Consider the following 23,255-nt stretch of genomic DNA (forward strand, 5'->3'; position numbering starts at 1 on the left):
AATTGAAAACAACCACGAAAGACTCGCCACCACCGATGGGAACCGTCGCCAAAGCCTTGTCCCTGCTGGACTTTTTCAATCGCTCGCGCAGCACGATCGGGCTGAGCGAACTGGCGCGCCTGTCCGGGTTCAACAAGGCCACGGTGCACCGGCTGCTCACCGAATTGCAGGCGCAGGGATTCGTCGAACAGACCGGATCGGCACGCGAATACCGCCTCGGCCCGGCCTTCCTGCGCCTCGCGGCCCTGCGCGAGGCCGCCGTGCCGATGCGCGACCTGGCCCAGACGGTGCTCGCCGATCTCAGCGCCGAAACGCATGAGACGACCCATGTCTCGCTCACGCAGGGCGACACGCTCGTCACCCTCACCTATGCCTATGCGCCGCTCCACGGCACCCGCGTCACCATGGAGGACGCCGAGCAACTGACCTTTCACAACACGGCCTCGGGCCTTGCGGTACTCGCCTTTTCGCCGCCGGAGTTCACCCACGCGATGCTTGCCCGCCCGCTGGAAAAACGCACCTCGCTCACCGTCACAGACCCGGCCACGATCCGCGCCACGCTGACCCGCGTGCGCGAAACCGGCATGTCGCAATGCGTCGGCGGGTTCGAGGATGATGTCCATTCCCATGCCATGCCGCTCTTTGATTCCGACACCCGGGTAATTGGCGCCATCGCCGTTGCCGCGCCCTCGGCCCGCATGACCCCCGAACATCAGGCCCTGATCCGCCGCGCGCTGCGCCACCACGGGCTGCGTCTCACCCGGCTGATGGGCGGCTTTCTGCCCGACGGATTCCAAAGAGAGGAGGCCGCATGACCGATACCACGACAGACCGCGCCCTGATCCTCGATTTCGGCGGGGTGATCTCGCGCACCCTGTTCGAAACCCATGACGAAACCGAACGCGCCCTTGGCCTCGGCCCCGGCACACTCACATGGTTCGGGCCGTTCCACCCCGAAAGCGACGGGCTCTGGCAGGCGATGCAGGCAGGGCGCATTACCGAACGCGACTACTGGCTCGAACGCACCCGCGAAGTGGGCGCGCTGATCGGTGAACACTGGACCGAGATGCGCCAGTTCGTCCGCGCCGCCCGTGGCGCCGACCCCGACGCGGTGATCCGCCCCGAGTTTCGCGAAACGCTCGCCACCTGCAAATCCGCCGGTATCCGCCTTGCGATCCTGTCGAACGAGCTCGACCTCTTCTACGGCGCCGATTTCCGCGACAAGCTGTCCTTCCTGGCGGATTTCGAGGTCATCATCGACGCCACCCATACCAGCATCCTCAAACCCGACCCGCGCGCCTATAGCGCCGTGCTCGACGCGCTCGCCCTGCCGGCCGCGTCCTGCGTCTTTGTCGATGACCAGCAACGCAACATCGAGGGCGCACGCGACATCGGCCTGCAAACCGTGCATTTCGACGTCGCCCGCCCGGGCAGCAGCTACGCCGAGGCGCTCCGCCTTCTCGGCCTTGAATGAAAGGATGGATGACATGAAAGACGGCAATTTCCTCAAGGAAAAGAACGCGCGTTCGCTCTGGCACCCGATGGCGCATCCTGCCGACAGCCTCGCCAACCCGCCGACCATCGTGACCGATGCATCCGGTGTCACCATCACGGATGTCGATGGCCATACCGTCGTCGATGGCGTGGGCGGCCTCTGGAACGTCAATCTGGGCTTTTCCTGCCAACCGGTAAAGGACGCGATCTCGGGCCAGCTCGACCGCCTGCCCTATTACTCGATCTTTCGCGGCACCACCAATGACGCGGTGATCGAACTGGCCGAGGAACTGCGCGATTTCTTTGCCCCCGACGGCCTCACCCGCGCCTTCTATACCTCGGGCGGCTCAGACAGCGTGGAAACCGCCCTGCGCCTCGCCCGTCAGTATCACAAGATCCGTGGCGAGGGCGGGCGCACCAAGTATCTCAGCCTGAAAAAGGGTTATCACGGCACCCATTTCGGCGGCGCCTCGGTCAACGGCAACGCCAATTTCCGCACCGCTTACGAACCGCTTCTGCCCGGCTGCTTCCACATCCCCGCGCCTTATACCTATCGCAATCCCTTCAACGAGTCCGACCCCGAGCGACTGGCCCAGCTCTGCCTCGCCGCGCTCGAGGACGAGATCGCGTTCCAGGGCGCCGGCACCATCGCCGCGCTGATCATGGAGCCGGTGCTCGGCGCGGGCGGCGTCATTCCCCCGCACGCAAGCTTCATGCCCGGCGTGCGCGAAATCTGTTCGCGCCACGGTATCCTGCTGATCGCGGACGAGGTGATCACCGCCTTCGGCCGCACCGGGTCATGGACCGGATCGCGCCACTGGGGCGTGCAGCCCGACCTCATGTGCACCGCCAAGGCCATCACCAACGGCTATTTCCCGTTCGGCGCGGTGATGATCGCCGAACATGTCGCCCAGACCTTCGAGACGGACGAAACCGGCCGCGCGGCCATCGGCCATGGCTATACCTATTCCGGCCACCCGGTCGGCGCCGCCGCCGCACTGGCCTGCCTGGCCGAGACCAAGCGCCTCAAGGTCAATGAAAACGCCGCCGCGCGGGGCCGCGAACTCCATGACGGTCTCCTCGCCCTTCAGGGTAAACACGACATCATCGGCGATGTGCGCGGCGGTCATGGCCTCATGTGCGCGCTCGAACTCGTCTCCGACCGCGCCACCAAGGCGCCCATCGACAAGAAGACCATCAACGCGGTGCAGGAGGGCGCCTATCGCGCAGGTGCCATGGTGCGCGTCTCGGGCCCCAACATCATCCTCTCGCCGCCGCTGGTGCTCACCTCCGAAGATGTGCAGACCATCCTATCGGCGCTCGATGCGGGGTTCGCGGGCACCGCCTGAAGATTTGGCACAAAGGGCGAGCGCCGGACCGGGGGCTGGCGCTCCGACAGCCGCGTCGCACCCTTCATCCCGCAACTTATCCCGAAACGCCATCCGTCGCCCCGAACAGCGCGCAACCCATCCAAAGCGCCGGCCCGTGGGCCGGTTCGGCGCTCGCCCGGCGCGCTGCGCGCGCTGTTCGGGCTTGACCGCCCCTACAACCGCCCAAGCAACTCCCGCGTGGGCCAGCCATCCTCCGGCAGCCCAAGCTCGCCCTGCACCTCGCGCACAGCTGCCCGGGTGCCCGCGCCCAGGATGCCGTCGATCTCGCCCACGTCGAACCCCCGTGCATCGAGCTTGCGCTGAAGTGCCTTCATCTCGTCCCCCGAAAGCCCCGGCGCCGGGTCGCCGGGGTCGAACTCCGGCGCGCCTTCAAGGCGCGTGGCGAAATAGGCCGCGGTCAGCACATAGGTGAAACTCTGGTTCCACTCGAAAAACACCCGGAAATTCGGATAGGTCAGAAAGGCCGGCCCGCCCCGCCCCTGCGGCAGGATGAGCGAGCCCGGCAGATCGGCGAGCCGCCCCTCGCGCGCCTGAACCCCAAGCGCCACCCATTCACTGGCGGGCAACTGCGTCTCGAGCCCCGCTTTCGACCAGTCGAACCCGCCCGGCACGACCACCTCCTGCAACCATGGCTCACCCGCGCGCCAGCCCAGGTTTTGCAGCATCTTGCCCCCCGACATCAGCGCATCCGCCGCCGAGGCCCTGAGCCGCACCTGCCCGTCACCGTCGCCATCGACCCCGTTTTCAAGGATATCACGCGGCAGCATCTGCACCTGCCCGATCTCGCCCGCCCAGGCCCCGGTGGTGCGCGCCGGGTCGAAATCGCCACGTTCGTAAAGCTCAAGTGCCGCGAATATCTGTGGCCGGAAGAGATGCGGCCGCCGGCAATCATGCGCCAGCGTCACCAGTGCGTCGCGCGTGTTGAAATCGCCCTGGAACCCGCCGAAATCCGTCTCGAACGCCCAGAACGCGAGGAGCACCCCGCGTGAAACGCCGAATTCCGCCTTGATCCGGTCGAACAGGTCCGCGAATTCCCGCGCCTTGGCCCGCCCGGTATCAAGCCGGTTGGAAGAGATCAGCCGCCGCGCGAAGGAGGTGAAATCCATCTGGAACACCCCCTGCCGCCGGTCCGCCGCCAGCACCTTGGGGTCCTGGCGCACCGACGAGAAGAACCGCGCCACCGTGTCCGGGTCATGCCCCCGCCCCACCGCCTCGCGACCAAGTTCCTCGACAAAGCCGGAGAATGAGCCGCCGCAAACGCCCTGGGCCGAAACCGGCCCGGCAGTCAGAAACGCAATCACGAGCAAGGAGAAAAGACGCATGTTCAACCTCTTGGCATGAAATTCCTGTCAACATCTTAACACGTGTCACATCGACGGCCAGTCACGAAACCCATACCACCACGGCAATCCCCAGAACCACCGCCCAGGCCCGCCAAAGCGCAATGGCGGCGGCCTCGATCTCTGGCTCCCCCGGGTCGCGCAGACCGCCACCGTTTACCCAGGCAAACGCGCGCATCTCGCCGCCGTAGGAGCGCGGCCCCGACAGCGCCACGCCAAGCGCCCGCGCCATCGCCGCCTCGGGCCAGCCCGCGTTGGGCGAGCGGTGCCGCCGCGCATCCGTCACGATGTCGCGCCATGCACCCCATTGTCCGTAAAGCCCCGCGATCAAGAGCGCCGCAAGCCGCGCGGGGATGAGATTGAGCACATCGTCGAACCGCGCCGCCGCCCAGCCAAACGCCTCATGCTGCGCGGTGCGATGCCCGATCATGCTGTCTGCGGTGTTGGTCATCTTGTAAAGCAAGAGCCCCGGCAACCCCGCCACCAGGTACCAGAACACCGGCGCCAGCACCCCGTCGCTGAAATTCTCCGCCGCGCTCTCGATCGCCGAGCGCGCCACCGCGCCCTCGTTCATCGCGGCGGTGTCGCGCCCCACGATCATCGCCACCGCGCGCCGCCCCTCGCCCAACGACAGGCGCAACCCATCGGCCACCGCGCGCACGTGATCGACCAGCGACCGCTGCGCCACCAGCACCGCGATCACCAGCGCCTCGACCAGCCCGCCCAGCGCCTGCAAGATCGCACCCAGCCACCACGCGCCAAGCCCCAGCGCCACCATCACCGCGACACCCCGCGCCCGCCGCGCCTCGCCCCGGTTGAACCGCGCGTCACACCACCCCACGGCCCGCCCCATCAGAACGGCCGGGTGTGGCACCCGGGCCCAGACCGCGCGCGGCTCGCCGAAAAGCGCGTCGAGAATCAATCCCAGCACAAGGCTCACAGCACCGCCTCCAGCCGTGCCCACCCCTCCGGCCCCGGCAGGCCAAGGCGCAGCCAGTGATCTGAATAGGGAAAGATCCGGCTCAATACATGCGCCCGTCCCAGCCGGTCCTGAAACGCCGCCGCATCCACCACCTCGTAAAGCCGAAAGAGGTCGGTGCCACCCACCAGCACGCCATGCGCCGCCATCAACCCGTCAAGCCGCGCGGCATCCGCAGCGAGCCGCTGGCGTGTCGCCTCGGCCCATGCGCGATCCTCCAGCGCCCGCGCGCCGATCTCCAGCGCCAGACCCGACACCGCCCACGGCCCCAGCCGCGCGCGCAGCCGCGCCATCTCCTCGGGCGCCCCGATCGCGAACCCCAGCCGCAGGCCGGCCAGCCCCCAGAACTTGCCGAAACTCTTGAGCACGATGCGCCCCGGCCCGGCCGCTCCCACCAGCGAGTGCCCCGGCGCCACGTCGCAAAAGCTCTCGTCGATCACCATGCGCGGCGCGGTCAACGCGTCCGCCGACCAAAGCCGTCCGTCCGGGTTGTTGGGATGCACGATCACCCGCGCCTCGCCCCCGGGTCCGATTTCCCAGCCACCGGCGCGAAAGGCCGCCTCGTGCTCGTTATAGGTCGGCCCCGGCACATCGACACGGCCCAAGCGCCACAGCCCAGGCAGCGCCGCGATGATCGCCGATGCCCCCGGCGCCGCCACGATCTCCACCCCCTCCGGTACACGCCAGAACGTCCGCGCCGCAGCAATGAGCCGCGCCTCTGCCCCCGCATCGGGCAACGCCGTCCACGCCATGTCCGATACCCGACCCACCGGGTAAGGCACCGGGTTGATCCCCGTGGAAAGGTCGATCCAATCGCTCCGCGCCCCGCCCCACCGGGCCAGCGCGGCATCGACACCTCCGCCATGATCGCGCGCTTGCTGCATCCTCGCCCCCGTCTCGCCTCGCCCCTTCAACCGGATTCGCAGGTGACGGGCAAGTGCGCGCCAACACGCCGCCATACCGATTCCATTCATCGTGATATTTCCGGTCTTTCAAACCCGTGTTTCGCGCAATAATCTGTCTCGAAACCGATATTTGTCGGAAACGGGAATCAGGGGGAGGATTGAAATGGGCTGGCTCAACGACGAAACCGGGCTTGAAAAAACCGCCGCGAACCACGTGCCGCTGACGCCGTTGTCGCATCTGCGGCGCGCACGCGACATCTTCGCCGATCACCCTGCGGTGGTCTATGGCAGCCACCGCAAGACCTATGCCGAGTATTACGCGCGCTGTACCCGTCTTGCCTCCGCGCTTGCAGGGCTCGGTGTCGCGCCGGGCGACGTGGTGGCCAGCGTCATCCCCAACCTGCCCGCCCAGGCCGAGGCCCATTTCGGCGTGCCCGCCTGTGGCGCGATCCTCAACGCGATCAACACGCGGCTCGATCCCGATACCGTCGCCTATATCCTCAGCCATGGTGGCGCCAAGGTCGTGCTTGTCGATACCGCCGCCCTGCCGCTGGTCATGAAAGCCATCGCCGAGATGGACGCACCCGCCCCCAGGGTGGTCGAGGTCGCCGACCCCCAGGCCGGTTATCCCGCCACCGGCGACCACCTCGAATACGAGGATCTGCTGGCACAGGGCGATCCCGGTTTCGACTGGATCATGCCCCAGGACGAATGGGAGAGCATCGCGCTCAACTACACCTCCGGCACCACCGGCCGGCCCAAGGGCGTGGTCTATCACCATCGCGGCGCCTGCCTGAGCACCTATGCCCAGGTCGTGAGCTGGCGCATGGTGCTGCACCCGAAATACCTCACCATCGTGCCGCTTTTTCACTGCAACGGCTGGTGCCACACCTGGATGATGCCACTGCTGGGCGGCACCGTGGTCTGTTGCCGCGACATCACCGCAAAGAACATCTACGACGCCATCGCCGACGAGGGCGTCACCCATTTCGGCGGCGCGCCCATCGTGCTCAACGCCATCGTCAACGCCCGCGACGACGAACGCCGCGCCTTCGACCACGTGGTCGAGGTCTTCACCGCCGGCGCCCCACCCCCTGCCGCCACGCTGCGCGCCATCGAACCGCTGGGTTTCAACGTGACGCAGGTCTACGGCCTCACCGAGACCTACGGCCCGGCCACCGAATGCACGTGGAAGGCAGAATGGGACGCCCTGCCCGACGAAGAGCGTTACGAGATCAAGGCCCGCACCGGCGTCATGATGCCGATGATCGAGGAAAGCACCGTCATGGACCCCGAGACCATGCAACAGGTGCCGATGGATTCCACCACCCAGGGCGAGATCATGTTCCGCGGCAACGCCGTGATGAAAGGCTATTACAAGAATCCGCAAGCCACAGCCGAGGCGTTCCGCGGCGGCTATTTCCACTCCGGCGATCTCGCCATCCAGCATCCCGATACCTACATGAAGATCCTCGACCGCTCCAAGGACATCATCATTTCGGGCGGCGAGAATGTCAGTTCCGTCGAGGTCGAGGGCGCGCTGATGATGCACCCTGCCGTGTCGCTCTGCGCGGTGGTGGCCAGGCCCGACCAGAAATGGGGCGAAGTGCCCTGCGCCTTCGTCGAATTGAAGCGCGGCGCCGAGGTCACCGAGGACGAAATCATCGCCTTCGCGCGAACCAAACTGGCTGGCTTCAAGACCCCCAAACAGGTGATCTTTACCGAACTGCCCAAGACCTCGACCGGCAAGATCCAGAAATTCGAACTGCGCAAGACGCTCACGGACGGGTAGGGCCTGCCACGTTTGCTTGGAACACCCCTCCCGGCCTTGAGCCGGGGCCGCCCCCCTTTGTCATAGGCCCCGGCTCAAGGCCGGAACAGGCCCACATTCAGCCTGCGACCACCTGCCCCTTGCGATCCGCCAAAATATTCCATATCTGGAATGTAATTATGGAATCGTCTCGAAAGGATCACGACAATGACCGTTTCCCAGGCCGTCATGGCATTCGCCGGCTTCATGGTGCTGCTCTCGCTGGTGCTCACCTATTTCGTCCACCCCGCCTTTGTCTGGCTCACCGTCTTCGTCGGCGCCAACCTCTTCCAATCTGCCTTCACCGGCCTCTGTCCCGCCGCGGCCATCTTCCGCAAGCTGGGCTTCAAACTCGAAGGCACCGGAAAAGGCTGCGCCTGATCCCGACGCACACGACATGAGGGCTTGCCAATTGCCCCCCCTGTCCCGCCCATGCTAACGTTTCAACGAACGAGGCAGGGCAGGCCCGAACATGACCGCACTCAGTGCATATGACCGGATCGAGGCCACCGGTCTGTGGCGTCCCACGCCGGACGACCAGCGCCGCGAGGTGATCGTCTCGATCGGCGAGGCGACGCTTACCATCTCCGACAGGAATGAGCAGGCGCTCGCGCATTGGTCGATCCCCGCCATCGCACGCGCCAATCCCGGCCAGCATCCGGCCCTCTTCCATCCCGATGGTGATCCCGGGGAAACCCTGGAGCTGTCCGAGGACGAGACCGAGATGATCGGCGCCATCGAAACCCTGCGCACGGCGGTCGAGCGCGCCCGCCCCCGACCCGGGCGCCTGCGCCTGATGGGGTTCGGAGTTTCGGTCGCTGTCATCGTCGCGCTCGGCATCTTCTGGCTCCCCGGGGCGCTGCGCGAGCACGCGGTCGGCGTCGTTCCCGAGGTCAAGCGCAGCGAGATCGGCTCCGCCCTGCTCTCGCGAATCCGGCGCGTCGCCGGAAGCCCCTGCAGCGACCCACAGGCCCTGCCGGCGCTGAACCGCCTCTCGGCCCGACTGCCCGCGCCCCGGGGGCCCGCACGCCTTGTCGCGCTGCGTGGAGGGGTGCGCGACGCGGCGCATCTGCCCGGCAACATCGTATTGCTCAATCGCAGCCTGTTCGAGGATCACGAGGAACCCGACGTGGTGGCCGGCTATATCATCGCCGAACACCTGCGCGCCCAGATCGACGCTCCGCTGCGCCGCATGCTCGACCACCTGGGCATGATGGCCAGCCTGCGCCTCCTGACCACCGGACAACTCTCCGACGAGATGCTTGACAGCTATGGCGAACACCTGCTCACCGGACGGCCTGCCCCGCTCACGGACGAGGCCCTGCTCGCCGGGTTCGAGAGCTGGTCCGTGCGCTCGACCCCCTATGCCTATGCCCGGGACGTCACCGGCGAAACCACCCTCGGCCTGATCGAGGCCGACCCGTTCGCCAGCGAGGCGCCCGAGCCGCTGATCCCGGATGCGGACTGGCTCAGGCTTCAGGGCATCTGCGGTGGCTAAGGCGCTTCCGGAAAGAGCTGACATGTCATGCATCGCAAATCGCCCGAGAGCGCGAAGCGCGCAAGGGGGTCCGCGATCACAGGGAAGAGGCAGTTTATAACCAAGCAATAACGATTGCCCGCCTCACAACCGTTTATAACCTAGCGCCATCAACCCCGCCGATACACTCGTGTCAGCGCATAAGCTCACCTGGAAATCGGCCCCCCTGATAGTTAATGAGCACCAGTTTTCCATCGTGGACGACGTAGAAATCAAAACGCGGATTATTCGGATAGTCGATGCACCGGAACCCTGAATCGTAGAACTGGTAATGCGGCGCGTCGTAAGTCTCTCCCGTTGAGGCCGTGTAGCGGTATGATCCATCTTCTCTATAATGCTCGGTTCCGTCGTCAAACCTGAGTTTCATGCCTACCAAGGTTTTCTCCAACCAATCGGCGCTCACTCGCTGGTCACCTTCCTGAAGGTCGATAGTGCTTGCAGGCGGCGGTGACGGAGGGCACGCAGCAGCCGCAATGTTCCCAAGAACCGATAAGCAAGCTACCAAAAGACCAAACTTCACGATCTCCTCCTTTCTACAATATTCCGAACCCGATTGATATTGAACGTTATTTTAGGATTCGAATCCATGAAAGGGTTGGATTTTCCGGCTCGTGATCCCCAGCGCCGCCACACAGCGCGGGGACCGCAATGTCCTTCCGCTTCACGCCTCGCTACGCGGCGGCGCCAAAACCGAGGCGGTCGGCCACCGCTCTCCCGCGGTCTGATCGCTGAGACGGCGACCGACAGTCGGACCAAGGCCGACGCCGCGCAGGGCCGCAACCGGAGCAACGACGACATACTGATAGGTTTCATCCTCCCAATCAGGATGAAACACAAAACTATGCGAGCGGGAAACCTCGCGATTCAGTTTTTTGGGCAGGACAGGTTAACCTCTTGCGCCGCCCGATCCACATCCTCGCATGTCATACGCCCGGCAGCCGGGCAGCAGCCGGATGTCACCCCCCAGTTTTTCGCCGAAATCCCGCGTTAACCCGGCGGGACGATGCGGCAGGGAAATGTCAATCCGCGGCTCCGCCCGGGTTCACCGCAGGAACACCTCGCCCTTCATCGTCTCGGGAATCTCGGCACCAAGGCGGCTCAGGATGGTGGGCGCGATCTGCACCTGCGCGATCTCGGTATCCCGCTCCGGCCCCTGCGCCGGGCCGAAGTAATACATCGCCGTCAGCTGCTGCAAATCGCCCCGCCCGCCATGATGCCCGCGCTCGTCCTGGCCGTGATCGGCGGTCACGATGACCTCGTATCCCGCCGCCCGCCACCTCGGAATGAACGGTGCCAGCATCTCGTCCATCACCGCGCAGGCGTGATCCATTTCCTGGCTCTCGTGGAAGAACCTGTGGCCCATGCTGTCGAGCGTGCATGTGTGCAACAGCCCGTAATTCAACGAAAATCTCTGGCAAAGGCGGGTCAGCGTGGCAAAGAGATCGACATCCGAAGGCGTCATCTGGTTGATCAGTCCATAGCCCGTCATCGAATGGAACCGGCCGTGGTTGATGGTCTCGCTCTCGGGCTCGTCATACTCGATATCGCGCACGTAATCGAAGGGCGAACGGTTGAAGAACTCGCTCCAGAAACTGTGCGCCACGGCCCCCGTCACACCGCCCGCCTTGCGCACCTGGGCAAACACGTCCGGGTGCGACAGGAGGAACACGTTGCCATTGCCGGTGCAGCCATGCACCTGCGCCGGAACCCCGGTGTGGATCGTGGCATAACAACTGGCCGAGATCGACGGCAGCGCCGCGCGATGGACAAACCGCTGCGCTTCGCCGCTCTCGACCCAGCCTTCGAGGTTGCCGAAGAGCCGCCGGAAATTTCGCAGCGGCACCCCGTCGAGGATGATCAGTAAGAGCTTTCCGTCCATGTCCTGTACTCCCATGAAATCAAAACACATTTCCTTGATTCTGCGCCCGTCTCAAATGTCCGGTCACAACACCACGACCCCCGAATGCTTGGCCTTGTCCTCGGGTTCGACATGTATGGTAATCTGCGCATCCGCGAATTCCGCGTGCAAGGCGCGCTCGATCCGGTCACAGATGTCATGCGCCGAAGTCACCGAGGTATCCCCGTCCACCACCAGGTGAAACTCGATAAAGGTCGCCTGCCCCGCCTGTCTTGTCTTTAGGTCATGCGCCTCGATCGCGCCCTCCGCCGCGTCGGAAATCACCGTCCTGATCTGCTCAAGCTCGCCCTCGGACACCGCCTCGTCCATCAGCCCACTCAGGCTGGCAGAAACCACCCTCCAGCCCGACCAAAGGATGTTGACCGCCACGAGCGCCGCCAGGATCGGATCGAGCAGCGCCCAACCGGTCAGGATCGCCAGCAAGACGCCGGCCGCCACGCCGACAGACGAGATGACATCGCTCAGCAGGTGCTTGCCATCGGCGACCAAAGCGGGCGAGCGCAACCGGCGCCCCTGCTGCAACAGAACCCAGCACCAGATCCCGTTGACGATATTCGCGGCCACGTTGACCGCCAACCCCGCGAGCGGCGCATCCAGAGCCCGCGGGTTCATGAATGCCTGCGCCGCTTCGCGCAGGATGAACAGCGCCGCAACGATGATCAGCACCCCCTCCAGCACCGCGCTGAAGAACTCGGCCTTGTGGTGGCCATAGGGGTGGTTGCTGTCGGCCGGACGTGCCGCGATCCGGATCGCGATCAGTGCGGCAATCGCCGTGGCCACGTTGACGATGCTCTCCATCGCATCCGAAAGAAGCGCAACCGACCCGGTCATCGCCCAGGCCACCAGCTTGAGTCCCAGAACCAGCAACCCGATCAGAATGCTGCCCGCGGCGATTTTCTGGGTTCGCTCCATATCGCGTCTTCCTGTTGGCCCGGTAGGGGCCATTGATCCGGCATTCACCAGACCGGCCCGTCTTTTTCAACCCTCAACCGGGCTGCCCTAGCCGATCAGCACATTCATATGCGCCACCACGCTACGCGCGAGCGCACCCTGTTCGTATCCGCCCTCCAGCATCGACAGGACGCGCCCGCCCGCATGGCGCCGCGCCAATGCCAGAAGCTCCTGCGTAACCCAGGTATAGTCGTCATCGGTCAGTTGCAGATGCGACATGTCATCGGCCACATGGGCATCGAATCCGGCCGAGATAAAAAGGAACTCGGGCGCAAAGGCGTCCAGCGCGGGCAGCCAGTGATCGCGCACGCCCGCGCGGAACTCCGCACTCCCCGCCCCCGCACTCAACGGAACATCGACAAGGTTCGCGGTATCCGACGCGTGGCCCGTGAACGGATAGAACGGATGCTGGAACGATGAACAGAACAAAACCCTTGGTTCATCGCGGAAAATATCCTCGGTGCCGTTGCCGTGGTGCACGTCGAAATCGACGATCGCCACCCGGTTCAACCCGTGCGCCTCAAGCGCATGCGCGGCAGCCACCGCGATATTGTCAAAAAGGCAGAACCCCATGGCGCGGCCCCGCTCGGCATGGTGCCCAGGCGGGCGCACCGCGCAGAACGCCGCGTGCACCTCGCCCGCCATGATCAGATCGACGCCCAGAATACCAGCCCCCGCCGCCCGCTCTGCCGCGCGGAGCGTGCCCGGGGACATCACCGTGTCACCGTCGATCTCGACCGGCTCGGTCACCGGATCAAGCGAATAGATCCGGTCGAGATAATTCGCGTCATGCACCCGCTCCAGCTGCGCCCGCGTCACCTTCGGCGCATCAAGCCGGCGCAGCACGAAATCGAGCCCCGACATGATCAACTGGTTCTCGATCGCCGAGATCCGGCCCGGCTGATCCGGATGAAGTGCCCCCGTGTCATGCCCCATGCAATCGGCATGAGAAATGAATGCCAGCATGTCTCCTCCTCCCGCGCCCGCGCCGGTTCACCGGTACGGGCGCATGACCTTATAATTCCCGCTGTACCACCACGATCTCAGGATCGTCCGCCGAACGCTCGCTGTGAAAGCCGAGTTCCTCCATCAGGTGCAGCATCTGGCTGTTTTCGCGCAGCACCGTTCCCTCGATCAGCACCAGCCCGTGATCGCGTGCAGCGTCCATCAGCGCCTTCATCAGCCGGGTCCCGATACCCTGATGCTGGACCTTGTCATTTACCACGACCGCGAATTCGCAACTGCGCCGGTCGGGATTGATCGCGTAGCGCGCCACGCCGACCTGCTTCTGCCGGCCCTCTCCGCCCACAAGCGCCACCAACGCCATCTCGGTGCGATAGTCGATCTGGGTGAACCGCGCGAGCATCTCGGCCGACAATTCGTTGATCGTGCCCATGAACCGGAACCGCTTGGCCTGCGGTGACAGATCGCGCACGAAATTGCGCTCCGATTCGGCGTCCTCGGGCCGGATCGGCCGAATGGTCAGGATCTGTCCATCCGACAGGTGCACCTCGTTGATCAGGTGACGCGGATAGGGGTGGATCGCCATGTGGTCATAAGGCCCGTCCTTGCTCGGCGGCCGCTTGATCACGATCCGCGCATCGACCGATAGCACCCCGTCGGGCCCCGCAAAAAGCGGGTTGAGGTCAAGTTCCACCAACTCTGGCAATTCGCACACCATGTCCGAAACCCGCATCAGAACATCGACCACCGCCTCGCGCTTGACCGCGTGACGGTCGCGGAACGCGTCGAGCAATCGCGACACCCGCGTCCGGTCAATCAGCCGGTTCGCCAGCACCGCGTTGAGCGGCGGCAGCGCCACCGCGTTGTCGCGCAGGATCTCGACCATCGTGCCACCCGCGCCGAACATGATCACCGGCCCGAACACCGGATCGCGGCTCGCGCCGATCACCAGTTCGCGCGCATCGTCGACCTGCGCCATCCGCTCGATCGTGACGCCCTCGATCCGCGCCTCGGGGCGCGTCGCCTTCGCCCGCTCGGTGATCTGGCGCCACGCCGCCATCACATCGCCCGCGGTCATCAGGTTGAGCATCACGCCGCCCACGTCCGACTTGTGGGGGATGTCCGGGCTCAGGATCTTCATCGCCACGGGAAATCCCACCGTCTCGGCGGCAACCAGCGCGTCTCCGGCGCTGTCGGCCTCGATCGTCATGTTGGTGGGGATGCGGAAGGCACGCAGGATCGCCTTGCTCTCGATATCGTTGAGCATGTGCCGCCCGTCGCGCAACGCCGTGTCGATGATCATCCGCGCGCCCATCAGGTCCGGGTCGGCCACCTCCGTCAACGGCTCGGGCACCTCCAGCGCCAGCCGTTGGTGCCGGTGGTGCTGCGCCAGATAGGAAAACGCCTCGACCGCGCGCTCGGGCGTGATGAAATCGGGAATGCCGTTCTCGCTCAGGATGCGCCGCCCCTCGGAAACCGAGGATTCGCCCATCCAGCAGGCCAGAACCGGCTTCTTGCCACGCTTGGGCACCGCGTCAACCACCCCCTGTGCCACCGCGCTCGCCTCGGTCATCGCCTGCGGGGTCAACATCACCAGAACCCCATCGAGATTGGGATCGTCGAGGCTTGCCTTCAAAGCAATGCCATAGGCGTCGGCCGACGCATCGCCCAGGATGTCGATCGGGTTGCCATGGCTCCAATAGGGCGACAGGATCTTGTCGAGCGCCTTCACGGTGTTTTCCGTGATCGGCGCCACATCGAGCCCCAGATCGCCTGCGCGGTCAGCCGCCAGAACCCCGGCACCACCGCCATTGGTCACAATGCCGAGGCGGTTACCCCCGGCCCGTTTGCCCGCGGACAGGATTTCGGCGGCGGCGAAAAGCTGGCCAAATGTGCTGGCCCGCACCGCGCCCGAGCGTGACAGCGCCGCATTGAACACCGCGTCAGAACCGATCAACGCCCCGGTATGGGTGTTCGCCGCCTTCGAACTCGCCGCGTGGCGCCCCGACTTCAACACGATCACCGGTTTCGAGCGCGCCGCGATCCGCAATGCGCTCAAGAATCCCGGCGCATTGTTGATCCCCTCGACATAAAGCAGGATCGCCTCGGTCTTGGGATCGGTCGAAAGGAAATGCAGCACATCGCCGAAATCCGCATCCGCCGAATTCCCCAGCGAGACGATGGCCGAGAACCCCAGATGATGGGGGCCTGCCCAGTCAACAATGGCCGAACACAGCGCGCCCGATTGCGACACCACCGCCAGCCGACCCTCGGGCGCGTCGGAATTGAGGAATGTCGCGTTCATCCCCAGCCATGGACGTACCAACCCCACGCAGTTGGGGCCGAGGAACCGGACCCCCGCCTTGCGCGCCGCCTCCTTGAGCGTCGCCTCGAGCTTGCGGCCCTCCTCGCCCACCTCGCGAAACCCCGCCGAAAGAACGATCGCCGCGCCTATTCCCGCCGCGCCGAGATCCTTCAGGATGCCCGGGATCGTCGCCGCCGGGGTCGCGATCACGGCAACGTCGATCCGGTCGGGCACTTCGGCAATGGATTTGTAACAAGCTTGCCCACGCACACTTTCGTATTTCGGATTGACCGGCACCACCGGCCCCTCGAACCCACCGGCCATGAGATTGGCATGGACCTTCGATCCGACACTCGTGGACGACTCACTGGCACCGAAAACCGCGATGCCACGCGGATTGAACAATGTTTCGAGCGGGCGTTTGAACATGATCGTGCCTCATCCTTTGCTGCGCCGCAACAGTATCATGCTGCACGTGCAAAATACATGACGTCTTGCGATCATCCTTGCGCCAGATCAAGACAGGCGCCACTTGCCCGCACGTCACCTTGTCCCGAGGCGATACATTCTCCGTCCTCGGGCAGAGGCCGGTCGCGGGACGCCCACCGCCCCGCCCGGACCTTTTCAGTTACCCGCACTTTCCATCTTGCGATTCGCGATAACCTCTTCCAGCCAGCCCAACTTCATCTCGGGGACGGAACTCAGCAACAGGTCGGTGTAATCGTCGAATGGCGGGCTCATGACCTCACTCTTGGTCCCGTATCGCGCCACCTTGCCCTGATACATCACCGCGATCGAATCCGCGATCGCCCGCACCGTCGCCAGATCGTGGGTGATAAACAGATAGGCCACGTTCTCGACCTTCTGAAGGTTCAGCAGCAGCTTGAGAATTCCATCCGCCACCAGCGGATCGAGCGCGCTCGTCACCTCGTCGCAGATGATCAACTTGGGGTCGGCCGCCAGTGCCCGCGCGATGCAGACCCGCTGCTTCTGCCCGCCCGACAATTCCGCCGGGTACCGGTCGATGAATCCCGCCCCCATCTCGATCTGGTCGAGCAATTCCTGAATCCGCTTGCGCTTTTTCTCGCCCCGCATGCCGAAATAGAATTCCAGTGGCCGCCCGATGATCGTGCCCACGGTCTGGCGCGGGTTCATCGCGACATCGGCCATTTGATAGATCATCTGCAATTCGCGCAGATCTTCGCGGCTCCGGCTGGGCAGGTCCGGTGCAAGGGTGCGCCCGGCGAACTCGATCCGCCCCGTGCTCGGCGGCAAAAGACCGGTGATCACCCGCGCCAATGTCGATTTGCCCGACCCGCTCTCACCCACAACGGCCAGCGTCTGACCGGGGCTCAGATCGACACTCACATTGTGCAGGACGTCGAAATTCGTCCCCGTGTAGCGCGCGGTGATGTTCTGGCATCGCAGCACCGGCTCCGGGCTCGGCACCTTCTCTTCATGCTCGATCGACCGTACCGAAACCAGCGCCTTGGTATACTCCTCGCGCGGTGCATTGATGATCTGCTCGGCGGTGCCATATTCCACCTTCTCGCCCATCTTGAGCACCATGATGTCATCACTGACCTGCGCCACCACAGCGAGGTCATGGGTGATGTAAATCGCCGCGACCCCGGTATCGCGGATCGCTTCCTTGATCGCCATCAACACGTCGATCTGCGTGGTCACATCGAGCGCGGTGGTGGGCTCGTCGAACACCACCAGCTCGGGCTCGGGGCAAAGGGCCAGGGCCGTCATGCAACGCTGCAACTGCCCACCCGATACCTGGTGTGGATAGCGGTTCCCGATCTTGTCGGGTTCGGGCAGGCCCAGCTTGCGAAACAACTCCACCGCCCGTTTCTCGGCCTTGCGTCGCGAGAACTTGCCATGCTCGACGGAGGCCTCGACCACCTGATCCATGATCTTCTTGGCCGGGTTGAACGAGGCCGCCGCCGACTGGCTGACATAGGTCACTTCGCCACCGCGCAGACGCCGCACATCGCGCAGCCGCGATTTCAGGATATCGCGCCCGTTGATCCAGACCTCGCCACCGGTGATCTTCACCCCGCCGCGGCCATAGGCCATGGTGGCCAGTCCGATCGTGGATTTGCCAGCGCCCGACTCGCCGATCAGGCCCAGTACCTTGCCGCGTTCGAGCTCGAAATCGACACCATGCACGATATCGATGTCATGCGGCGCAGCGTCGGGCGGATAGACCGTCGCGCCGATCTTGAGGCCGCGCACCTTTACCAGCGTATCGCTGCTCATCCCCGCCCCCCTTTCAGGCTTGTCGTTCGGTTCAGGATCCAGTCCGCGACAAGGTTCACGCTGATTGCCAGCGTCGCGATCGCTACCGCCGGATAAAGCGCGGCACCGATGCCGTAATTGATCCCGTCGGCATTCTCTTTCACGATCCCGCCCCAATCGGCCGCAGGTGGCTGGATACCCAACCCAAGGAATGAAAGCGTCGAGATGAACAGCACCATGAAGATGAAGCGCAGCCCCATCTCCGCCACCAGCGGCGACAGCGCATTAGGAAGGATCTCGCGAAAGATGACCCAGCCCCGCCCCTCGCCACGCAGCTTGGCCGCCTCGACGAAATCCATCACGTTGATATCCGCCGCGACAGCCCGGCTCAGGCGAAAGACCCGCGTGCTATCCAGGAAACCCATCACCAGAACCAGCACCGGCACCGTGACCGGCATCACCGACAGGACCACCAGTGCAAAGATGAGCGGCGGGATCGACATGATCAGATCGACAAAGCGCGACAGCACCTGATCGACCCAGCCTCCCATCACCGCCGCCAGAAAACCAAGGATCGAACCGGTGGTGAACGAGATGAATGTCGCCACCGTGGCGATGAAGATCGTCGTGCGCCCGCCATAGATCATCCGGGTGAGAAGGTCGCGCCCGATATTGTCTGTGCCCAGCCAGTAATCGGCGCTCGACGGCTCCCACACGTCTCCGACAACCTCGGCCACGCCATAGGGCGCGATCCAGGGTGCAAGGATCGCCATCAGGAAATAGAGGATGGTGAAGAACAGACCGACCACCGCGGCCATTGGAATGGTCTTGATCATTTCGGGTGCCTCAATCTCGGATTGGTCAGGATCGAAACGATATCGGCCACAAGATTCAGCCCGATATAGACCGCCGCAAAGACGAGGCCACAGGCCTGCACCACCGGCACGTCGCGTTTGCTCACATGATCGACCAGATATTGGCCCATTCCCGGGTAGACGAACACCACCTCGATCACCACGACGCCCACGACCAGATAGGCAAGGTTGAGCATCACCACGTTGACCACCGGCGCGATCGAGTTCGGGAAGGCATGGCGCCAGATGATCTTGAACATCGTCAGCCCCTTGAGTTCCGCCGTCTCGATATAGGCCGATTGCATCACGTTGAGGATCGCCGCCCGCGTCATCCGCATCATGTGCGCAAGGATCACAAGCGTCAGAACCAGCACCGGCAGGGCGATCATTTCAAGCTTGGCGAATATATCCGCATCCGGCCTGAACCCTATTGCCGTCGGGTTGAGCAGGCGAAATTTCACCCCGAGAAAGAACATCACCACATAGGCGATCAGAAACTCGGGCACCGAGATCGACGCCAGCGTGACACCGGAAATCAGCTTGTCGGGCCAGCGGTCGCGATACCGCACCGCCAGAAGGCCCAGGAAGATCGCCAGCGGCACCGAAATCAGCGCCGCCCAGAAGGCCAGGAACAACGTGTTCTGGAGCCGCGACCCCATCGACGAGGCAATATCGCGCCCCGACGTAAGCGACGTGCCCAGATCGCCCTGAAGCACACCGCCCAGCCATGCAAAATAGCGCTGCACCGGCGGATCGTTCAGACCCATTTCACGGCGAAGATTGGCCAGCGCCTCGGGCGTGGCCGATTGGCCAAGGATGGATTGCGCCACGTCTCCTGGCAGGATGATCGTGCCGGCGAAGATCAACACCGACACGAAAAAGAGCAAAAGCAGGCCCAGCGAAATCCGCTGGGCCAGCAATCTTATCACAGGCGACATCTTATGACACGACCCACATCCGGAACGGTGCATAGGCGTTCATCATGGGCTGGCCCGCCACGTCATCCTTCCAACCCGCGACCCTGTCGGTCGTCGCATCGAGGAAGTCGTTGAACATCGGGCAGATCAGGCCGCCTTCATCACGCACGAGCGTACCCATGTCGGCATACATCTGCGTGCGCTTGGCCTCGTCCAGCTCGGCCCGCGCCGCAAGCAGCAACTGGTCGAATTGCTCGTTTTCAAAGCGCGTGTCGTTCCAGTCCGCGGTGGACAGGTATGCCGTGGTGAACATCTGGTCCTGTGTCGGACGTCCACCCCAGTAGGAGGTGCAGAAAGGCTTCGCATTCCAGACTTCCGACCAGTAGCCGTCATTGGGCTCGCGCTTGATCTCGACATCGATCCCCGCCCCGGCACAGCTTTCCTGGAACAGCGCCGCGGCATCGGGCGCACCGGGAAACGAATTGTCAGACGTGCGCAACAGGATCGACCCTTCAAAGCCCGATTTCTTCATGTGGAACGCGGCCTTGTCGGGATCGTATTCACGCTGCTCGAACTCGGTATAGAGCGGGTAAGACGCATTGATCGGCGTGTCATTCCCGATCGAACCATAGCCATGCAGGATCTTGTCGACCAATTCCTGCCGGTTGATCCCGTATTTCAGTGCCATACGCACATCGTTGTTGTCGAAGGGCTCCGTGTCGCAATGCATGATGAACACGTAATGGCCAGGGCCGGCTGACGTGCGCAGGGTGATGTTGGGCGCCTGAGCGACACGCGCCGCGGTGCGCGGCGGCACCCGGTCGATCATGTCCACCTGCCCCGATTGCAGTGCCGCCACCCGGGCGGTGTTGTCGTTGATCACCAGAATCTCGATCTCGGCGGCATGGCCCATATCACCCCAGTAGTCGGGGTTCTTCTCGGCGATGATCCGCACACCCATCTCGGCTTCCTTGATGATGTAAGGTCCGGTGCCGATCGCTGCGTCGGGCGCATCCTTGCCACCGTTGGGCTGGATCGCGAGGTGATAGTCGCCCAGCATGTAGGGCATGTCTGCATTCGGGCTGCTGAGTTCGACGATCACGTTGTCGCCATCGGCACGTACGTCGGCGATGTCGCGCAACAGGCCCAGCGCGCCCGACTTGGCCTCATCATCCGAATGGCGCTCGATCGTGGCGACGACATCTTCGGCGGTCACCGGCTTGCCGTTGGAAAAGGTGATGCCCTCGCGGATCTTGAAGGTCCAGGTCTTGGCATCTTCCGAGGCCGAGAAGCTCTCGGCGACCTTGCCCTGAATGCTGCCGTCATCGGCCAGCTCGGTCAGGCTCTCACCCCAAAGCCGGATCGCCATGAGCGCCACCATGTTGGTGGCCAGCGCCGGATCGAGGCTGTCGGTGGTCGAACCGCCCTGAAGGCCCAGCCGCATGATGCCGCCCTTTTGTGGCCCGGCCGCGTGAACCGCCTCGGCCAGCATCGTGTTGGCAGCCGCCGCCGTCACCCCCACGGCCGCCGCGCGGCCCATGAATTCGCGGCGCGATATCCGGCCCATGGCCGCATTCACCTTGAGGTAATCGAGATAGTTCTTCATCGAGGTCTCCCTTGTTGCTCTTGATTCACGGCGATCGGCAGACGACCCCGCGTTCTTAACTCATCGGTCAATCAAACCGCATCCCCTCCGAGGCTTCAAGAAATTTCTGGAAAACTTCGCCTCGTGCCCGATCACATTCCGTCGCGCGGGATGCTGTCTGTCATTTCCTTTTGATAGACCAATGTGTCATTTTCGTAAGCTTCCAGACGAGCAGTAACATGAAATAACTGCGCATCCGACCACATTTCGGCAAAAGTTTCGGTCCGCAGCATCAGGTCACCGCGTCCGGTTTCCTCGGTCCAGTGGGTGACACCCCGCGCGCCCAGTGGATCGTCGGGATGAATCACCCATCGCTCGCGCGACTTGCCTCCCGAGATCAGCCCATGATCCCGATCGCGCCACTTTCCGAAATCATCCTCTATGATCAGGGCAACATCACCGCTCGACAAATCCTCTTCCACCCGGCGGATATTCTCAGTCGCGCGCAACTCTTCCGCGGCCCAGGGCGTCACATCCTCGTCCACCGGCGGGAAATCCCATTCATCCGCGTCCGACCGCGCCCGCACCGGCAGTTCCAGCCCCCCGCTCGCAATGGTCACGCCCAGCGGCTCGGGCGAAGGCCACAAGAGCGGCCAATAGGCCGTGCTCACCGCCACCGCGATCCTGTGCCCCTCGGGCACCCGATAGGCGATATGGTCCAGCACCACCGCCACCTCCACCGCTTCACCCGGCACCATCGGCTCGGGCGCCGCGTGGCCATTGCGATGGGTCAGGTTCAGCACACCATAGGTGATCCGCGTGCGTACCCCGTCCGGGTGCACATGGTTCAGCCGCACCGCGATCTGCCCCTGTGCCCTGTCCGCCGACAGGCGCAGCCGCACCACCGGCGCCCCCACGACATCGCGGCTCGCGCCCAGCGGCGGAGAAACCCAAACCGCCGATACTGCATCGTCGCCACGCTGATCACCCGACAGTTCCGGCCCTCGCCCGATGGCATAATACTCGCTGCCCCCCATGCCGCAAGTCTGGGGCGAGGTCACGCGCACCGACTCGTCGCCGTTGCCGCCCAGAACACCGCCCGCGCCCAGCGCGAACCGCTCTTTCTCGCCCTGGGTCGCGGCGTCGGCGATCCAATGCCCCGTGCGCTCCCGCGCCACCCGGTCTGGCCGGTGTCCCTCCATCAGGAAAGCGCGATAGGCCAGGTCGTCCTCGGCACCGTTCTCAACGTCCTTCAACCACCGGTCCCACCAGCGCTTGGCAACCTGAAGGAACCCGATCCGCGGCTCGGGGCGCGCAATATGCGGGTAAAGATGCACCCACGGCCCGACAATTCCCTTGGCACCGGGCAGGTTCTCCACCATCGCGGGCACCGCGTTCTTGTATCCATCGGCCCAACCGCCGATCGCGAGCACCCTGGCCCTCAGTGCAGGATAGTCTTCGCAGATACTGCCATGTTTCCAATACTCGTCGCGCCGCTGATGCCTGAGCCACGTGGTCAACAGGAACGGCTCCGTCTCCAGCCGTTTAAGCCAGACCTCGCGCCAGTCCGCACGCAGCGCCGGGTCGGGCGGTCGGCTCGAATAGGCCCACATGGTCGAGGACCAGGCCAGGTTCTCGTTGAGCAGACAACCGCCCTTGTAATGAATGTCATCGTTGAAACGATCCACCGTCGAACAAAGCGAGATGACCGCCTTGAGCGGCTCAGGCGCCAGTTGCGCGACCTGCAACCCGTTGAACCCGCCCCAGCTGATCCCCATCATGCCCACGCGGCCGTTGCACCAGGGCTGCGCCACCAGCCACTCGATCACCGAAACCGCGTCGGCCAGTTCCTGCGGGGTGTATTCATCCTCCATCAACCCGTCACTGTCGCCATTGCCGCGCATGTCCACCCGGACGCAGGCATAACCGCGCCGGGCCATCCACGGATGGGTGATCTCGTCGCGGGCCACCGTGCCGTCACGCTTGCGATAGGGCAGATGTTCGACAATCGCGGGCACCGGATCGTCCAGGCAATCCACCGGCCGCCAGACCCGGCACGACA

General features: G+C 64.2%; 19 protein-coding genes. 6 read left to right on the top strand and 13 right to left on the bottom strand.

All coding sequences use genetic code 11. The annotated features are described in order from the left end of the window. The 3 genes from ACESL9_RS10705 to ACESL9_RS10715 form a co-directional block, all read left to right on the top strand. Positions 1-815 (top strand): IclR family transcriptional regulator (locus ACESL9_RS10705; protein WP_372674815.1); only part of this gene is annotated, 815 nt, incomplete at its 5' end. Continuing rightward, a complete protein-coding gene (locus ACESL9_RS10710) occupies positions 812-1,474 on the top strand; it encodes an HAD-IA family hydrolase (RefSeq protein ID WP_372611562.1) in 663 nt (220 codons plus the stop codon). The genes ACESL9_RS10705 and ACESL9_RS10710, both read left to right, overlap by 4 nt. Before the next feature lie 13 nt (positions 1,475-1,487). Continuing rightward, on the top strand, positions 1,488-2,843 hold the full coding sequence (locus ACESL9_RS10715; protein ID WP_372611636.1) for an aspartate aminotransferase family protein: 1,356 nt from the start codon (positions 1,488-1,490) through the stop codon (positions 2,841-2,843). A gap of 194 nt (positions 2,844-3,037) precedes the next feature. Here the strand turns inward: ACESL9_RS10715 and ACESL9_RS10720 are convergent, their stop codons facing one another. From ACESL9_RS10720 to ACESL9_RS10730, 3 genes are all read right to left on the bottom strand, one after another. Beyond that, positions 3,038-4,207, bottom strand: coding sequence for a lytic murein transglycosylase (locus ACESL9_RS10720; RefSeq protein WP_372611560.1), 1,170 nt, complete (start codon positions 4,205-4,207; stop codon positions 3,038-3,040). 61 nt (positions 4,208-4,268) lie between these two features. Next, positions 4,269-5,165, bottom strand: a complete 897-nt coding sequence (gene cbiB, locus ACESL9_RS10725; protein ID WP_372611557.1) for an adenosylcobinamide-phosphate synthase CbiB — start codon at positions 5,163-5,165, stop codon at positions 4,269-4,271. Beyond that, positions 5,162-6,088: a threonine-phosphate decarboxylase gene (locus ACESL9_RS10730; protein ID WP_372611555.1), complete on the bottom strand. Its 927-nt coding sequence runs from the start codon at positions 6,086-6,088 to the stop codon at positions 5,162-5,164. Before ACESL9_RS10730 ends, cbiB begins: the two co-directional genes overlap by 4 nt. A gap of 184 nt (positions 6,089-6,272) precedes the next feature. On the opposite strand from ACESL9_RS10730, the gene ACESL9_RS10735 reads away from it, so the two are divergent. The 3 genes from ACESL9_RS10735 (at position 6,273) to ACESL9_RS10745 (ending at position 9,417) form a co-directional block, all read left to right on the top strand. Next, on the top strand, positions 6,273-7,901 hold the full coding sequence (locus tag ACESL9_RS10735; RefSeq protein WP_372611553.1) for an AMP-binding protein: 1,629 nt from the start codon (positions 6,273-6,275) through the stop codon (positions 7,899-7,901). A 186-nt stretch (positions 7,902-8,087) separates the two neighbouring features. Next, entirely contained in the window at positions 8,088-8,300 is a 213-nt protein-coding gene (locus ACESL9_RS10740; RefSeq protein ID WP_372611551.1) for a DUF2892 domain-containing protein, read from the top strand. Between the two features lie 91 nt (positions 8,301-8,391). Further along, entirely contained in the window at positions 8,392-9,417 is a 1,026-nt protein-coding gene (locus ACESL9_RS10745; protein ID WP_372611549.1) for a hypothetical protein, read from the top strand. A 172-nt stretch (positions 9,418-9,589) separates the two neighbouring features. On the opposite strand, the gene ACESL9_RS10750 is transcribed toward ACESL9_RS10745, so the two are convergent. The 10 genes from ACESL9_RS10750 to ACESL9_RS10795 all read right to left on the bottom strand — a co-directional run. Beyond that, the gene (locus tag ACESL9_RS10750) at positions 9,590-9,976 is read right to left on the bottom strand and encodes a hypothetical protein (protein WP_372611547.1); all 387 of its coding nucleotides are present in this window, start codon (positions 9,974-9,976) and stop codon (positions 9,590-9,592) included. Positions 9,977-10,498: 522 nt separating this feature from the next. After that, positions 10,499-11,335: an alkaline phosphatase family protein gene (locus ACESL9_RS10755; RefSeq protein WP_372611545.1), complete on the bottom strand. Its 837-nt coding sequence runs from the start codon at positions 11,333-11,335 to the stop codon at positions 10,499-10,501. 63 nt (positions 11,336-11,398) lie between these two features. Continuing rightward, complete coding sequence (locus ACESL9_RS10760) at positions 11,399-12,286, bottom strand: cation diffusion facilitator family transporter (RefSeq protein WP_372611543.1); 888 nt, start codon at positions 12,284-12,286, stop codon at positions 11,399-11,401. A gap of 87 nt (positions 12,287-12,373) precedes the next feature. After that, complete coding sequence (locus tag ACESL9_RS10765; RefSeq protein ID WP_372611541.1) at positions 12,374-13,291, bottom strand: histone deacetylase family protein; 918 nt, start codon at positions 13,289-13,291, stop codon at positions 12,374-12,376. Between the two features lie 49 nt (positions 13,292-13,340). Further along, complete coding sequence (locus ACESL9_RS10770; protein ID WP_372611539.1) at positions 13,341-16,022, bottom strand: GNAT family N-acetyltransferase; 2,682 nt, start codon at positions 16,020-16,022, stop codon at positions 13,341-13,343. Positions 16,023-16,217: 195 nt separating this feature from the next. Further along, the gene (locus ACESL9_RS10775) at positions 16,218-17,858 is read right to left on the bottom strand and encodes an ABC transporter ATP-binding protein (RefSeq protein ID WP_372611537.1); all 1,641 of its coding nucleotides are present in this window, start codon (positions 17,856-17,858) and stop codon (positions 16,218-16,220) included. Further along, positions 17,855-18,670 (bottom strand): ABC transporter permease, encoded by an 816-nt coding sequence (locus tag ACESL9_RS10780; protein WP_372611634.1) that lies wholly within the window; start codon positions 18,668-18,670, stop codon positions 17,855-17,857. The genes ACESL9_RS10775 and ACESL9_RS10780 overlap by 4 nt, the downstream gene beginning before the upstream one ends. Further along, positions 18,670-19,629 (bottom strand): ABC transporter permease, encoded by a 960-nt coding sequence (locus ACESL9_RS10785; RefSeq protein ID WP_372611535.1) that lies wholly within the window; start codon positions 19,627-19,629, stop codon positions 18,670-18,672. The genes ACESL9_RS10780 and ACESL9_RS10785 overlap by 1 nt, the downstream gene beginning before the upstream one ends. Before the next feature lies 1 nt (position 19,630). Then, positions 19,631-21,214: an ABC transporter substrate-binding protein gene (locus ACESL9_RS10790; protein WP_372611533.1), complete on the bottom strand. Its 1,584-nt coding sequence runs from the start codon at positions 21,212-21,214 to the stop codon at positions 19,631-19,633. A 131-nt stretch (positions 21,215-21,345) separates the two neighbouring features. After that, the coding region (locus tag ACESL9_RS10795; protein ID WP_372674816.1) for a CocE/NonD family hydrolase at positions 21,346-23,255 on the bottom strand (1,910 nt) is incomplete at its 5' end.

Source organism: Aquicoccus sp., from assembly GCF_041686535.1.
Taxonomy (GTDB): Bacteria; Pseudomonadota; Alphaproteobacteria; order Rhodobacterales; family Rhodobacteraceae; genus Aquicoccus.

Bases quoted from the DNA above. Each gene is read 5' to 3' on its own strand.
- ACESL9_RS10710 (WP_372611562.1), top strand. From the start codon at position 812: ATGACCGATACCACGACAGACCGCGCCCTGATCCTCGATTTCGGCGGG.
- ACESL9_RS10715 (WP_372611636.1), top strand. From the start codon at position 1,488: ATGAAAGACGGCAATTTCCTCAAGGAAAAGAACGCGCGTTCGCTCTGG.
- ACESL9_RS10720 (WP_372611560.1), bottom strand. From the start codon at position 4,207: ATGCGTCTTTTCTCCTTGCTCGTGATTGCGTTTCTGACTGCCGGGCCG.
- ACESL9_RS10730 (WP_372611555.1), bottom strand. From the start codon at position 6,088: ATGCAGCAAGCGCGCGATCATGGCGGAGGTGTCGATGCCGCGCTGGCC.
- ACESL9_RS10735 (WP_372611553.1), top strand. From the start codon at position 6,273: ATGGGCTGGCTCAACGACGAAACCGGGCTTGAAAAAACCGCCGCGAAC.
- ACESL9_RS10740 (WP_372611551.1), top strand. From the start codon at position 8,088: ATGACCGTTTCCCAGGCCGTCATGGCATTCGCCGGCTTCATGGTGCTG.
- ACESL9_RS10745 (WP_372611549.1), top strand. From the start codon at position 8,392: ATGACCGCACTCAGTGCATATGACCGGATCGAGGCCACCGGTCTGTGG.
- ACESL9_RS10755 (WP_372611545.1), bottom strand. From the start codon at position 11,335: ATGGACGGAAAGCTCTTACTGATCATCCTCGACGGGGTGCCGCTGCGA.
- ACESL9_RS10760 (WP_372611543.1), bottom strand. From the start codon at position 12,286: ATGGAGCGAACCCAGAAAATCGCCGCGGGCAGCATTCTGATCGGGTTG.
- ACESL9_RS10765 (WP_372611541.1), bottom strand. From the start codon at position 13,291: ATGCTGGCATTCATTTCTCATGCCGATTGCATGGGGCATGACACGGGG.
- ACESL9_RS10770 (WP_372611539.1), bottom strand. From the start codon at position 16,022: ATGTTCAAACGCCCGCTCGAAACATTGTTCAATCCGCGTGGCATCGCG.
- ACESL9_RS10775 (WP_372611537.1), bottom strand. From the start codon at position 17,858: ATGAGCAGCGATACGCTGGTAAAGGTGCGCGGCCTCAAGATCGGCGCG.
- ACESL9_RS10785 (WP_372611535.1), bottom strand. From the start codon at position 19,629: ATGTCGCCTGTGATAAGATTGCTGGCCCAGCGGATTTCGCTGGGCCTG.
- ACESL9_RS10790 (WP_372611533.1), bottom strand. From the start codon at position 21,214: ATGAAGAACTATCTCGATTACCTCAAGGTGAATGCGGCCATGGGCCGG.